We start from the raw sequence: 14,262 nt of genomic DNA on the forward strand, positions 1-14,262 counted from the left end.
ATTTATAACAATAAAATTGGCATCTATTTTTTTACATATTAGATATTGACAGTGCTAGTTTATGGTATTAATCTATATCCAAACCAAAAATATTAAGGGTATAAGATGTCAAATATGTACACACCTATTCTGTCTCCAAGTAGCTCAGTATTGCCACTTGTTCTGTTCGTTGGTAACGAAGGGATTTGCACACGCGGTGTTGAAGTGTTTGAGACAACTATGACGGGATTAGAATTTGCCTCTCACTTCTTACCAGAGCAAAGCTCGTTGATTATCGACGCTTATGAAAAACGACAACGTGATCTTGAAAAGGGGAGGGCAGGAGGGCTAATTGAGTATTTCCGAGGCCGTAAAGATACTGTTCTACCAAGCGTGACTATCTTTGTAAGTGGGTTAACCAACAGGCAGGCAATTAAGGTTGGTCATAAAAACATGGTCACCGCGGAACTAGCCCCTAATGAAGACCGATTAGTAGCCGACGGTCAAAACCGCTTGAACCTGTTCCAAACGCTCCTAGATGAGCTTCCATACATCGCGGAGCACACAATAGGGGTCAAGCTCATTGTGACGAATACACAGACGCTAGAGCCCAAAGCAGAGACACTTAAACAACTGTTTAGTGATTACCACCGTTATCTAAAGAAGCCCAGCGCTTCACAGAATCTGTACTTTGATAATCACGACCCTCTCTCCCGTATGCTTAAAGAGAAATTCGTTCAGATTGAATTACCTGGCATCGGCAAGCTGCGTAACATCATTAGCTCTAACGGAAAGCTTAAAAAGTCGGAATTGATGGACCTGAGCGCATTACAGAGCTTCATTTGCGTATGCATAGGCACAACACCCAAAGAAGTGAACGCTGTGCTTAAAAAAAATCCCGAATACCCTGATGAACTATTCCAAATTTGTGAGCCGTTCTTGAAACAGTTTTTCTCTATGTATTCGACTGACCTAATAAAGAAGGGTCGCGAGATTCATATGTATAACCGTGCCATCTACTGGACGGCGGTTGCATGGGTCATTCGCTCTCTTATAGAAGAGGCTAACGAAACCGGTAGAGCTATCGATTGGGGTGTGCTCAACGGGTTAACCACATTGCCTTTAGACAATAAAACGGACAAATTTTGGATCACCAGTAAAGTTGTTATAAAGGAGCAGCTAGCAGGTAAAACAAAGTTCAACATGATCAAGGGCAGCGAGAAATCGTGTGCACGAGCTTTATGTCGACACCTAAAAGTTTACCCAAGTGTGGCATTGGACGGTTAGCATATGAATACAATTGATTTAAAGGCGCATCGTTGCCCGGAAGCGATGGTTATGGTTCGAATTTCAATTGAGTCTTTGCTGGCTGAACACAAAGATAAGATTGAGATTCTGACTATCGAGCCTATGCTGTTGACCCACATAAGCTCATACTTGGCAGCTCATGGCTTAGAGGCTGAGCACTCTATGACATCGAAAGTGATCACAGACCAGCAATTTGATGACTGGCGCAATATGAAAGAAGCTTTCGATGATGATGATTTTGAGAACTGTAGTGACCAATACACAATATCACTAAAGATTGCCAGCCAAACGTAGGGGAGTGATATGTTTAAGAACTGTGACCTAACAGTCATTGTCTGCAGTGATGGACTAACTGCTTCATTTCTTTGCAAATGGCATAATCGAGAGCGATACGTTTAATATTTGGGGTGTAACAAACACCACAAACATTGATGAAGCTGTATAAGGGCATCAAAAGCGAATCGACAATACGTTTAAATTTCCACGCCCAATAGACGTTCATTGCATTGATGGAAACGAAGTGGTCGTATTTTAGACGTTCAATTTTTCGAAGGTAATAGACAGGTCTAACATTGATGGAATTTCCAATGAAGTGAAATGGGGTTAACAACCTATACCTCTGCTGACAATCGGCATTTTCCTACTTTAAATCAATGTCTTAGACAAAAATTCCAACGAAGGTCTTGGCCCCCAAACCTAACGTTTAAATCTCAACTCCTAACAAACGGGCTTAACAGTGATGGAACATGAACCTTTTTCGCATTCCTGGCTCGCCTACTTTTCATACATTCAATATTGACCGAGCGAAGGCAGTGGGGAACATCAATTGGGTATGCCCCAGTGAAAATCGCAAAAATGGATAAAAAAGCAGCTAATTCATTGAATTCCTCCTACAAGACCGCATTGGCTTACTGCTAAGCCTGCTCACCATTGAGCTATATTGTTCGTTTCCGAAGGCATATGTTTAAAAATAGAGTGCTAACAAACACAGCTTACAGTGATGGAAATGACCTAAAGCCAAACGATCAAACATATGAACAAATAGCAATATTGTTAATTTTCAGTAAGTTAAGATTTTTCCAACAAATCCTACATCCATAGAGTCGCTTTAAGAGTGATACGATCAGACATTTGAAGGTATGGTCACCTGCGTTCCGAACCCTTCGGGCCAGCAGCTTCCTGATATGCACTAGCGCCATTGTGTATACGTTTAATTCACAGATACGAATGACCGAGCTTACAGTGATGAAATAAGGGCATCATGGAACGATCGAACATTTGAGTCACTAATTTAGTTCAATATTTTCATATAGTTATAATAAATTGGTTTTTATCTCGCAGCCATGCATGTTCACAAAACAATATGATCAAACATTTGCTCTTCCTAGCTAAAAAGCTCCTTCAGGCTAACGTATTCATGCCTCGTAAGACACTGGGGAAGCCATATGTTTAAACTAAGGGGCCTAAAGTACGGAACCCTACAGTGATGGATTCTGATGGTTTTGAAACGATCGAACATTTGGTTTATCTGGAATACACTTATATTTCAGTCACTTAAAAATTACAGTTCGAAAGTTACATCCATGACTGATGAATGTCGATGATATGATCAAACATATGGCCTATACCCGAATGGCCACACATTCATGCGTATACGTTTAAATCTGAGAAGTTATTGAACGGAGCTTACAGCGATGGATACAGCACACAATCAAACGATCAAACATATAATTCAATTAAATATCCATTAATATTCAATAAGTTAGATTTTTGGCGACTTGTCCTTGCATTGATGGCATCTCAGTTCGTTTAGCAACAACATAACGTTTAAAGATTCTGGCCTAAAAGTCGGATTATACATTGATGGATTTAAACGATCAGTCATTTGGCAATCGAGATATATCCATATAAAACAATCATTTAAAATAACCGCAATCTCCAATACATTGATGAAAACGGGCTAAGGCATACGATCGAACATTTGAAGGGATCGATAATAGTTGGATCAATTCCACCAGCTCAGCTCCAGTCAACACCGAGGTACCATTGTGACATCGATCACAATGTTGGTTATATTTGAAATAACCGATGCAAAAAAATCCAAGCCATTGAATATCAAGCGAAAAATTCAGCGCAACATAAAAACCATATGTTTGATCGTTACCTTTGCAACTTGTGGATATGGAACTTTCTTTGTGGATAAGCTGTTGTTTTTAAATGTTTGATCATATCGCGGCAAATGTTTGATCAAATCACAGCAAATGTCTGATCGTATCAAAGCATATGATTAAACATATGCTTTGATATGTTCGATCATATGATCACAGGCAAAACTATACATGGCTCTGGTTCATCGTTTCTTCCATATGTTTGATCGTATCATTCTTAGCTCAAGCCCTTAATTTAGTGACGTTCTGGAACCAAATTCCATCGTTTACACCATATGTTCGATCGTTTAACTAAGACTGTCTAAAAGTCGCGCTTCATCAGTGCGTATCAGATCTAATCACTCTCTATCAATAAAGAAATCATTAATAAGATCACTAATATAATTATTAGGAGGTTAAGCAGGTTCAAAATAGGAGTTGTACTCGATCTTCTAACTGGACAATTGGATGATCAATGTTAGTATTCAAACAGTCGGAATGAACAATGATGGAAATGACAAGTGGAAGAGATCGAACTAACAGAATTCCTCGACCCAAGTGAAGTTGCTACGAAACGAAAGAAGTCTTTCTTTTTCTTCAATGGCTACGAGAAAGAAGTTGGATCACTACTAAAATTAGATCATCAAACTGGTATCAAACTTAACGCACGACAACTCATTGTCGCGCAGCATATCTTGGCCTCTTCGCTATCGAACAATAAGATCGTTTCCAATGCTGTCATTTCAGAGGAACTTCATTCGCTTCACAAGATTCCTAAAGCCAGTATTCGCGGTTACATCTCTGCATTAGTCAAAGCCGGTATCCTTAAGCCTGTCATTGCTACCTTTCGTGGAGAAGTGGACAAAAACATAACAGTCTACAGGTTCAGCACAGTATCTGAAATCACACAAACCTCGAATAATAATAAACTTACCCATGAAGAGACCAGAGGTAACAACGCAGACACTCGCACGAGTGTAAAAACGTTACTTGGCCAGAATTCACTAACTTCGGATGATGTAGACGCTAAGCGTTACCTGCCAGGTAAAGACAAAGAAACTGGCAACTTTACTTCTCTGTACTTTCATGAGGACTTGATCCCAGCTGAGTTAATATCGCTTGCTCCAAAACGCATTACAGGAAAAGATTTTAGTCAGCAAGAATTTACTCAAAAGCGCGGGGTTAAAGTCGTCGCAAAATATATGTTGGAAGCACGAGCACACCGACAAGTTGCTACTCAATTCTCTTTTCAGGTCCTTGCCGCTATTCTGAATCTTGCGATTGCTTTCAATGCAAAAATGCTCAATACAGGTCAGTATGAAGTCGCGTTCCAAGAAAAAGCGGTACCAATCACTATGGTTGATATCCTTTTCGTTCTTGGCATAAAAGATAATGGGCCCGTTCGCGCACGCGTATACCGCAGCATTCTTGCGCTCAGAGACACTATCTACAACAAAACAGATCTGATTGGGACCTATTTTGACGAGAAGACAACAATCTTTAACCAGAAAGATTTTCAGTATTTTGTTGGTCTTGAGTCAAATAGCACTGTAGCGCCAAAATTTGATGATGAAGGTAAAGTAACAACTGTCCCTTGTTTGTTCTTTATCCAGCTCAATGATGCAATTGCGAAAACCATCCCTGACTTTAAGTATCTCTTTGGTATTCCGTCCAAGGTTGCACTCGGCAACGCTTTGACTTTCTTGCTTTACCTAACGTTCAGGAAGCAAAGAGTATACAAGGAAAGTTTGCTCTTAGAGTCAGTGAAGGACGCTATGCATTACATCGGTACACCACTTCAGCTAAAAAAAGAGTTGGTTAAAGATCTCGACAAAAACTATCGCTTATCAAAGTCAGATACGCTCGTTGAGTACTTGGATTATGATTATAACTTGTGTGGTTACTATCTACGTTTTAGCACCAATCCAGATGGGGAAGACTTGATCTACGTTGTTGCCGATGAGGAAGAGATGATCACTCGCTCCGGGGCTACGTATAATTCCGAGCCTGGCTTTAATAATGCACCGACGCTTCCTAACCCTTTACACGTCGAACCCAAAAACGTAGAGGAAATTAAGAAAGAGAATCAGGTCAAACTTTTCCTAAGCAGACTTAAGAATGAATTCATGACTGATTCGACGGTACGCTCTCCTATCTATAAGAAATTCATAATCAATGAAGGGCAGTACCATTTATGTGCTTATGACAGTGATACACATATTGAGCGTTTGGCGCAGATCTTCGAAGTAATGACAAATGTCGATTACGATACGGCTTTGGCCTCATTGCTAGTCGTTCGCTCTGAGCTCAAGTTTATTACGTATGGTGAGATGGAAGTTGATCGTGAACGATTCTTTGAGTTTAAAGACTATCTTCATGAGCAACTGGGTATCAAGCTTAGTCTTCAAGAATTCATGGATGTTGTTAAGAACTATCGTAAGAATGGTGTTGTTAATTGGATGGACCGTAAGTATGACGAACTCGGTGCGTCCATTGCCGAAACGTATGGTTAAAGTGTTGAGTCGCTAGTTGATGGTCAATTAGCGGCTCTTATGCTCCTATAAATCAGTATATTGGTGTGGTCTTTGCTAATGTGCTGTTCTCTTTCCCTTCCACCCAAGTACTAAAAAATCGATGCAATAGGTATTGAACCAAGCAAACACCTTTTTTTACCAACTTAATACTGTACCAGCAGCTCTTTCCTGAAATGATTCCCTGTTGATTATGTATAACGGGCATGTTGTTTTTAATTTGGGTTTGACTTATATTTGAGTGATTATTACTGAGGGTCTTGATGATGAAGAAGATAATTACACATACTTTAGCGGTTGTTTTAGGCTTTGGGGCTTGTTTCTTAATATTCCAGGATAAAGAAGAAAACACCTTCGTTTTAACACTTGGTGATATCGATCAAATGTCCTCCGAGGAACTATATAAGTTCTTGGCTAATGATCAGTGCGCAAAGGTCACTGATCAATCAATAGAGTGTGAATTATAGTTAGTTGAATTGAAGGGCTAAATCCATGAACAAATATTCGAATGAAACAACGTTGATACTTTGCACTTTTGCTTTGTTAGTGTCTGGTTGTTCTGACTCAACCGACAAATTTAAAGTGTTTGAAGAGGTTAAGAGCAATGATGATGCGGGAATTGAAATCAATTGCGAAGAGCTTGTTTCTTTATTGGATATCCACGAAATAAGAACAGGGTCACTAATAAGTTCATCACTAGGTGAAGTCGCTTATGACGTTCTCGATTTTACCCATAAGACGGGATACGAGTTTAAGCAATGCAGAAAAGAACTGGAGCTAAAACGTCTTAACTATTGTGATTCTAGAATAGATAGAGCTCTTGAAACTGCGGTCGACAATGTTTTAGGTAATGAACCAGGCAAGAAGTTTTATAGCTTATGTTCAAATGAGTATGCAGAAGCAACGAGCGGGGTTGGATACACATACCAATTACCAACGACTGAAAAGCCTATGTTGCATTTAGAATCGTTGGGCGTATTTATTGAACCTTCATCGATAAATCAAATCTCTTACGGCTCTCTCGATCAATACTTATGGTATATCAAGCTCCATACACCTGAAGGCAGCTACAAATTATTCTACGGCTCCCAAGAGAAGTTAGACAGTGCGATCGATGACTTTTCAAGCATTGCTGGGTTCGAGAGCGAAATCGCAAAAACACATAATGGACACTCGTAAGGGGAAGTGAATCATGTTTAAGAAATTGCTCGCTTACTGGTTACTAAACAATGCACCAACTCTTGAAAACGGTGTTACTTCGCTATTTGAAAAAGAGCTTTTCTATTTCAATCTTCGGACTAATAACAGTCCCCAAAAAATTGAAGTTCCAGTATTTATTCACCAAGAGTTTCTCAAAGAATGTGAACGAAAAGGGGTTACTCAGACTGATAGTTTCGCCGGAGTTCCTGTTGTTGTCAGTAAAGCTGACCGCTTCATTGTTAGTTAGTAAAAACGTTCTGAACACAGAATTTTAAGACAACAACAATGACCAAATGGCCACCAATAACCTAGAATTGGCCAAATTTAAGGATTCAGGTATTATGAAAAATGAAGAGTCACTACTTATTCTACAAACTTTTACCGGCTTCGCAGCTCTTATATTGGGGTCAATGCTGGTAGCAGCCAGCTTTTTACTTGATGAGCAAAATAGAAAACTGATCCATCCAATATTAGGAGAAATTACCTTAAGAAGTGCATTCCTAATTGCCGGATGCCTAATGATGTTTCTCGGCGGCCTTGTCACCTTGTAAAAGTGCAATTCTCCGCACCTAACTATATTGTCCCGGAACGCGTAGATCAGTTTGGATTGCCATTCTTCTGGGACGAAGTCTGCGGCCCACCTTCATAAGGGCCGCAATGCTTTCCGCTTCACTATCAATATCTCATATCAACGTAACCATCCCGTCCCTCAAAGATAATGTGTGTTACTTTTGGTTTACTGTTTAACCATAGAGCACTGTATTTTCAGTTGTTATTGGTTGTTTTACTAAATAAGTTAAGGATCTATGCGTTATCTTCTTACCACCAGCCACGCTGAACCCAAGTTCTGATAAACCGGATGCAACGGTTATTGCGGTTGAGCTGAATTATGTTAAGAGAATAGTTGTTTCTTCCGTTGATGAACATGGTCATGTAACTCACACGGAGATCAGAGGAACAGCTCCTGTTGTTGATAATGTTTGGCTCGTAGCATCAGTCAACGAGGCACTTGAGACTCTAAAGAGTGTAGGGGTTTACCCATTCACTAATAAGCATGCAGCAAAGCAATTTGCCAAAAATCATGGCTTAAGCTCTTTCAGGTACATTCCAGTACCCTGAGAAGAAGTACAGCGTAAATTTCGATTGTAGACGAGGGATCGACATGAATAACCCATCGAAGAAAGAACTGTTTATTTGGTTCGTGTGCAGTTACCGAATAATACCAATACTCATCATTTCCGCTATCGCATCATTGACTATGACAAGTTCATTTGGTCTTCATGGCCTTTTCTTTTACCTACTTACCATTCTCATGGCATCAGGTTTTTCATATTTCTTTGTCCATTTCCTCTATGTGCGTGCCAAGAAGGATATTAAAGAAAAGTTTGATGGCCTGAATAGAGAGCTCGGCAAGGTGGATTATTGGTACTGGAACAAAGGATCGGCTATTGCGGTCGATATTGCTTCTCAACGCATTGCAGTAAATCGTCAGCACACCTTCTCACCGTACGTATTCGATTTCAAAGATATAGACGAAATATCAACTCCAATATACGAGCCCCTGCACATGCACTCCAGGGATACGTCACAATTTTATGCCACGGGCGTAGAGAATGCTCGCAGGGATAGCATGGCAGCTGAGCGCACAGGATTGAGCATTAAATTGAATTCGTTAGAGGTGCCTACTGTGTTTGTTGTCATGGGAGAGCAAGATATGGAGTATTGGCTACGTCTATTTAAGAAAATGCAAACGGGGGAGGCTAAAGTTACGGCTAGCCCAATGACTTTGCCGTCAAGTCAATTCTAAGTGGAGAGGGGCAGCTCGGGGTGTTAACTAGGATAGGGGCTGCTGCCCCCTTCAAAAGAAATTCTTGAATTGATGATTTTGAAATTATTGAGCATACATTTTTTTAAACTCTGCTTCAGAAATAGGTTTGATTACAAACTCTTCTTTTAGAACAAAAAATGTCTCTTCAGAAGTTTGCTCTATCAAACCGCTATCATGCTTCAATTGATGCCATCCTTTAATCGCGCATAAGAAAGAAGAACTCACATCAACCCACTTGCCTTTTACATCGACAAGTTGAATGCTTTTGTTTGGAACATTCTCTGCTTCGCGCATATATGATAGGTAACAGGCATTGTCCGCCTGATTCTTGCTTGGCTTTAAACTTTCAAATTGAAGAGAGACGTTGTCAGTTGCCGGTCTATTTGAGTATTGGCCAGCCCAAAAAGTAAGGCCGTGGCTTGTCAGCAATACTAAGAGCGAAACAGTTAGCATTTTTGGCTTTGACACTTAATTTCATTCCTTCTCTTATTCCGGTACTAACAAGGACTCTGCTTAGATCCCGATGCGTTTCGATTGATGCGTTGACCTTATGTAAGGTCAGACTTTCTAGACCACGAATAAAACGGTAACAGATACTGCTATCACAAATACCCATAGACCACCGACGAGGTATTTAATTGTCTCCAAGTGTTCGCTCTGTTTTTTGCTTTCTTCAAGCATTTTTTCTTCATATTCAGTCACGTTATTTCCTCTAATAGGTTACTGATTCTGAGTTGTATTTCTTTTCCTTCATCAGTGATTGCGAACTGATAATCTAGTACTCGATGAAGTAGACCTTCATTAACAGCACGCTCAGCGATATGAAGGGCATTATTGTAGCCAATTCTGCATACTCGTTGGATTGCTGATGTACCAAAAAACTCACGATCAGCTAAGGCGATTACTAGGCGATTTATGTGCATTTTTTGAGTTCGCTCATATCGAGCTAAAATTTGTGCATCTGTCATAAAACATCCCTCATATACTACAGAGTTCATTATACACGCGCACGCAATTTGTTCAAATTAATGCTAGTTTATGGTATGTTTTGGGGTGTTTTTTGTTTTTTATTGAAGTATGTTTAAACGTTTAATGTGTGAGTCTTAAAATGCTAATGATAGACTTCAATACTTGAGACTACTCATGAGCTATATCAAGCATTGACGTTTAGAACAGTGGATGAAGAAAGGCTGAAAGCGCTTAATGCAAAAGACTTTACGTTCGACAAAACAAAAGTGATAACTGGCAATTCAATTAATCCTGTGCATCACGCAATAATGATGTTGTCCACCAGCTGCCAATAAGCTACCAACGATGAAGCGCATTGATATCTTAGTGGCAGTATTGCTGGTGGCCGCCACAAGAGCATTCTCAACGCTTTTCCTTTACGGCTTCGCCGAGAAAAAGCTAACCCCCCCCTTTTTAAGGGCATATTTTGATGGCTTTGTCCCGCGCATTGTCAACAGATATAAATATAAATATTTAGTGCTAGTTTATGGTAATTAATTGGGTTTGTCGCTATACTTAATGTATGAAAGATAACCACTATTACAGAGGTGAACATGGCTAATTACTACACTAAAACAGCACAACACTTGAAGCTAGATTGCGAGCAAAGCCAACTAGCTTTAGATATTTACAACTGCATGAAACTGGAGTCACTTGACTTCAAAAAGCCATTTGAAGAGAACGATTGTTCATACAGTAAAGAGGTTTTCGATTATGCCTCGACACTGGTATTGCTTAATGACGCGGACAGATACGCGCCAGGTGAAGTGACTAGTTACTTTTTACTGAATCTTGCGGTAGATGGACTGCTTATTTCGAGCGACGAATACATAGATATCGACGTTGCTGCTGCCTTTATTCAAATCCTGCTAAAACATTTCTCTATTGAAGACTACGTGTATCTTGATGTGGCGCATACCTGCTCTTCGGATGAGCCTGATGCCTTTGGAGGGTCTGCGGTGTTCATTACTGCAACCGAGATTAAGCATATCTGTACCAATGCATGGATTGGTGAGTGCATTAATGCATTCAAATTGCAAAAGGAAGGGGGGGCTTAATATGTCAGATAGAACAAGCGTAACACTACGTATCTTAGAAAGTGACTTTGAAACTCACTCAACGCTTTTTGAGTATAACGAGAAGGCTAAACAGGAAGTGAGCGGTATCCGTTTTGTCGACTTGACGTTTTATGAATGCAGCGAAGCCAATATCGAAATAGAGCAAGCACTCGCTGAAGCTGTTGTTCCATATGATAAGCGATGGGACGCGACGGCATTTATCCGCCAAGGTAGCGAATTTGGCCGTGTTGATCCCGATGGTCAGTTTACAGTGAAGAGCTTTGAAAACGGTGAGGAAGACACAGTGCGACTAGACGATTTGTTGACCGCGAAAAGTGAAGGCCGTCTAGAAACATTTCTTAGTGCTGCCAAAGCTGAAAAGCCGCTTCCATGGGATGATCAAATCACTCTGTTACGAGCAAAGCAGACTGGTACCGAAAATGAAAAAGGTAAGGTCATCATCCATGAAATGGACGGTAACTCCGAATTGTATTCACTCCATTTCGAAGGCTCCGCTGAAGACTACGGTTTTGACGATGTCAGTGATTGCTTAAGCGCAGTAGATGCACACGAAATTGCTGTGGAGGTCGCGAACGAAACAGGTTCAACCATAGTGTGGGAAGGAATGAAGCCAGGATGGGTTTAAGCCAATAAACAATGGAGGGAGTTGAAGTATGCTGAACTACGAACTGGATTTTGCAACGCCACCAGCCGATGGTTTTGATTCGGTGATCGAGCAAATTAGCCGTCGCAATTCTCATTGGGCCTCTCAGACTAGCAGTGCGAAAAAGAAGGCTTTAGGGCAAGTGTTCACACCCAGCATGCTCGCGAAGCAACTTGTCGGTCTTATTCCTGACACTGCTATTCCTACCAATGAGAAAGTGATTGGGGACCCTGGGGCAGGTCTGGGTATCTTATCCTCCTGTCTAGCCGCTCATTGTTATCAGCAAGCTCCTAGTCCAATTGAAGTACTTGGTTTTGAAATTGATGAAAGGCTTAAGGAAGACTATCAATCAGCCTGGGCATTTTTTCGCGAGCAAGCTCAACACCCAGTTAAGAGCCATTGGTTAGGGGACTTTACGGCTAATGTTGAACAGCTCATGACTACCGGAGAATGGCCTGGAGTAGACGAGAGGCCCAAGTTTGTTGTCTCAAACCCGCCTTACCAGAAGCTATCGAGCAAATCTGAGCTTGCGATGACACTTTCTCAATTCAACGTCAAAGTGCCCAATCAATATGCTGCGTTCGTTGTGCTGGCTAGCCAGTGGTTGCAAGAAGACGGGCACCTTCTTGTGGTGCTTCCGCGTAGCTTTTGTAGTGGTCAATATTTTCGATCATTTCGTCAATGGCTAATTCAAAACATGAGTCTTGAACATGCCGTTTTGTACAGGGATCGCAGCTGCTTTAAGAATGTTCTTCAAGAGACGGGGTTGTTTTACTTCAAGAAGGCTAGCCAGAGCTCACGCGTAAGGGTAACGGTGGCCGAAGACCCTGACTCAAAACCGGAATTTGATTTAATACTTCCATCGAGTGAGATCTTATCAGAGGACAGTTGGTGTTTCCCGAGGTGCGCTCAGGACGTCGAACTGATCGTACGTAACCGCCGTCGCGAACGAACGCTTGATTCAATGGGGCTCACGCTTTCTACAGGTAAGCTAGAGCTCAATCGGTTACATGGAGAGTTCGAAGCTACCGCGATTTATTCAAAAGATTTCAGCAAGGAAGGGGAGTGGACTTGGGCGGAACATGCCAAGCCAAGAACGGTACCGGTATCAAAGCGACAGCTACTGTCTTTACCCGAAGAAGGTGGTTATGTCGTACTTAAGCGCATCACCGCGAATCAGGGCGTAGCTCCCCAGAGGTTGCTCCCAGCTTTCCTGAGTCGTGAGACGGTTAAGCAGGATGTAGTAGCCGTCGATAATCACGTTCAGGTGCTTCATAGAGACTGGAAAGCACTTTCAAAGGAAGAAGGTATCAAGCTCATAGAGTTTATGCGCTCAGAAGAAGCTCAAGCCGTTATTCGCGCTGTGTCTGGAACTACGCAGGTCAACGTTGGTGACCTGAATCAACTGCGTTTTCCAAAACTATAAGAGTTAAGAAATTCTAAGTGGAGCTCTGACATGAAAAATAACAGATTAATTTGGTCGTCCTAAGCCGAATAGACTAACGTAGAGCCTGCATTTCAAGATCAGGCTCTACCCTTCCTCAACTCACTATCCCGCACCCCATTCATTGACATTTTTCTTTGTCGCGATACCATCTATTAGCAACTTCAATAAGTTGATGCTGGTGGATTAGTTACCCACCTTAAGGTGTTTTCTTCTTAGGTTGTTCGCCGTGCTATCGAAGCACAAGAATGGCGAGTCTGCTTGGCTTGAGAACCCAACGGACGTTAAACGCTGCTGTTGTAATTTTCTAGAACGTAGCAAGTTTGCTCAGACTTATAATTGGGCGGGGGTGCCTGCCGTACATTCAGGTAGCCTGGCTATTTGGTCTGCCTTGGCCGAATAGACTAACGTAGAGCCCGTTTCCGAGATCGGGCTCTACCCTTCCTCCCCTAAGACAATAAAACCCGCCTCTAACAAATGGACTTACGAGTTAGGTGACTTTGATGAAACGCTTTATCACCCCTTTGATTTTTGCTGCACTGAGCCTTGGGCTCTCAATTTCCCCAGCCCACGCGAATGGCTCTAATAACACTTCTCAAATCAGCATCTCCGAAACGATTTGGAAAAATAGCCTGCATGGGACGTATGTATCACTGCCTTCTTTGAAGCTGAAAAGTAAAGGGGGTGCAGTTCTATTTGTGCTCAAGGGGGTTTATGGGGACCGTGTGAAGCTAATGCTGCCACCTACCCATACTTTGGCTCAGAACCAACCGGATCCATTTAGCGATAAACAATTGAGGTTTGGCCGACTCCCTATTTGGCATAGTTTCGACGGTCAAGAATATAAACCAGTTCTTTGGTTTGGATTGGAAGAAAACTCCAACGTGGTGAAAATTACTGCTAAGCACCAGATTGAACCGTTAATCGCGAAATTTAAGGCTGGAAAGGCGTTCAGTGTCGGGTATGTGTCTAATCAACAAAGTTACGTTGAAGAGTTTAGCTTGATGGGGTTTAGTGCGATGTTTGAGCGATTACCAGAATCTGAGTTCTAATTAGTAAACGTCTACTGCGCTGCGCTTAGTCAAATCCCAACAA

The 14,262-nt window shown here is 41.5% G+C and carries 14 protein-coding genes; 11 read left to right on the forward strand and 3 right to left on the reverse strand.

Annotated elements, in window-relative coordinates:
* Positions 1-105 precede the first annotated feature (105 nt).
* The 7 genes from OCT63_RS17015 (at position 106) to OCT63_RS17045 (ending at position 8,972) form a co-directional block, all read left to right on the forward strand.
* Entirely contained in the window at positions 106-1,266 is a 1,161-nt protein-coding gene (locus OCT63_RS17015) for a DGQHR domain-containing protein (RefSeq protein WP_269984110.1), read from the forward strand.
* A 3-nt stretch (positions 1,267-1,269) separates the two neighbouring features.
* Positions 1,270-1,581: a hypothetical protein gene (locus OCT63_RS17020; protein WP_269984111.1), complete on the forward strand. Its 312-nt coding sequence runs from the start codon at positions 1,270-1,272 to the stop codon at positions 1,579-1,581.
* 2,374 nt (positions 1,582-3,955) lie between these two features.
* A complete protein-coding gene (locus OCT63_RS17025; RefSeq protein ID WP_269984112.1) occupies positions 3,956-5,947 on the forward strand; it encodes a replication initiator protein RctB domain-containing protein in 1,992 nt (663 codons plus the stop codon).
* A 510-nt stretch (positions 5,948-6,457) separates the two neighbouring features.
* Positions 6,458-7,144 carry a hypothetical protein gene (locus OCT63_RS17030; RefSeq protein ID WP_269984113.1) on the forward strand — a complete coding sequence of 229 codons (687 nt, stop codon included), beginning with the start codon at positions 6,458-6,460 and terminating at the stop codon, positions 7,142-7,144.
* A 13-nt stretch (positions 7,145-7,157) separates the two neighbouring features.
* On the forward strand, positions 7,158-7,412 hold the full coding sequence (locus tag OCT63_RS17035; RefSeq protein WP_269984114.1) for a hypothetical protein: 255 nt from the start codon (positions 7,158-7,160) through the stop codon (positions 7,410-7,412).
* Positions 7,413-7,506: 94 nt separating this feature from the next.
* Positions 7,507-7,716, forward strand: coding sequence for a hypothetical protein (locus tag OCT63_RS17040; RefSeq protein ID WP_269984115.1), 210 nt, complete (start codon positions 7,507-7,509; stop codon positions 7,714-7,716).
* Positions 7,717-8,327: 611 nt separating this feature from the next.
* Entirely contained in the window at positions 8,328-8,972 is a 645-nt protein-coding gene (locus tag OCT63_RS17045; protein WP_269984116.1) for a hypothetical protein, read from the forward strand.
* Positions 8,973-9,056: 84 nt separating this feature from the next.
* Here the strand turns inward: OCT63_RS17045 and OCT63_RS17050 are convergent, their stop codons facing one another.
* The 3 genes from OCT63_RS17050 to OCT63_RS17060 form a co-directional block, all read right to left on the reverse strand.
* Positions 9,057-9,461 carry a hypothetical protein gene (locus OCT63_RS17050; RefSeq protein ID WP_269984117.1) on the reverse strand — a complete coding sequence of 135 codons (405 nt, stop codon included), beginning with the start codon at positions 9,459-9,461 and terminating at the stop codon, positions 9,057-9,059.
* Between the two features lie 99 nt (positions 9,462-9,560).
* Entirely contained in the window at positions 9,561-9,695 is a 135-nt protein-coding gene (locus tag OCT63_RS17055; RefSeq protein ID WP_269984118.1) for a hypothetical protein, read from the reverse strand.
* A complete protein-coding gene (locus tag OCT63_RS17060) occupies positions 9,692-9,961 on the reverse strand; it encodes a hypothetical protein (protein ID WP_269984119.1) in 270 nt (89 codons plus the stop codon). The genes OCT63_RS17055 and OCT63_RS17060 overlap by 4 nt, the downstream gene beginning before the upstream one ends.
* 594 nt (positions 9,962-10,555) lie before the next feature.
* Between OCT63_RS17060 and OCT63_RS17065 the strand changes: the two genes are divergently transcribed.
* From OCT63_RS17065 to OCT63_RS17080, 4 genes are all read left to right on the forward strand, one after another.
* Positions 10,556-11,059 carry a hypothetical protein gene (locus OCT63_RS17065; protein WP_269984120.1) on the forward strand — a complete coding sequence of 168 codons (504 nt, stop codon included), beginning with the start codon at positions 10,556-10,558 and terminating at the stop codon, positions 11,057-11,059.
* A 1-nt stretch (position 11,060) separates the two neighbouring features.
* Positions 11,061-11,705 carry a hypothetical protein gene (locus tag OCT63_RS17070; protein WP_269984121.1) on the forward strand — a complete coding sequence of 215 codons (645 nt, stop codon included), beginning with the start codon at positions 11,061-11,063 and terminating at the stop codon, positions 11,703-11,705.
* A gap of 28 nt (positions 11,706-11,733) precedes the next feature.
* Positions 11,734-13,149, forward strand: coding sequence for an Eco57I restriction-modification methylase domain-containing protein (locus tag OCT63_RS17075; RefSeq protein WP_269984122.1), 1,416 nt, complete (start codon positions 11,734-11,736; stop codon positions 13,147-13,149).
* 521 nt (positions 13,150-13,670) lie between these two features.
* A complete protein-coding gene (locus OCT63_RS17080) occupies positions 13,671-14,219 on the forward strand; it encodes a hypothetical protein (protein ID WP_269984123.1) in 549 nt (182 codons plus the stop codon).
* The last annotated feature ends 43 nt before the right edge of the window (positions 14,220-14,262 follow it).

The organism is Vibrio sp. RW (assembly GCF_027587105.1).
Lineage (GTDB): Bacteria > Pseudomonadota > Gammaproteobacteria > Enterobacterales > Vibrionaceae > Vibrio > Vibrio toranzoniae.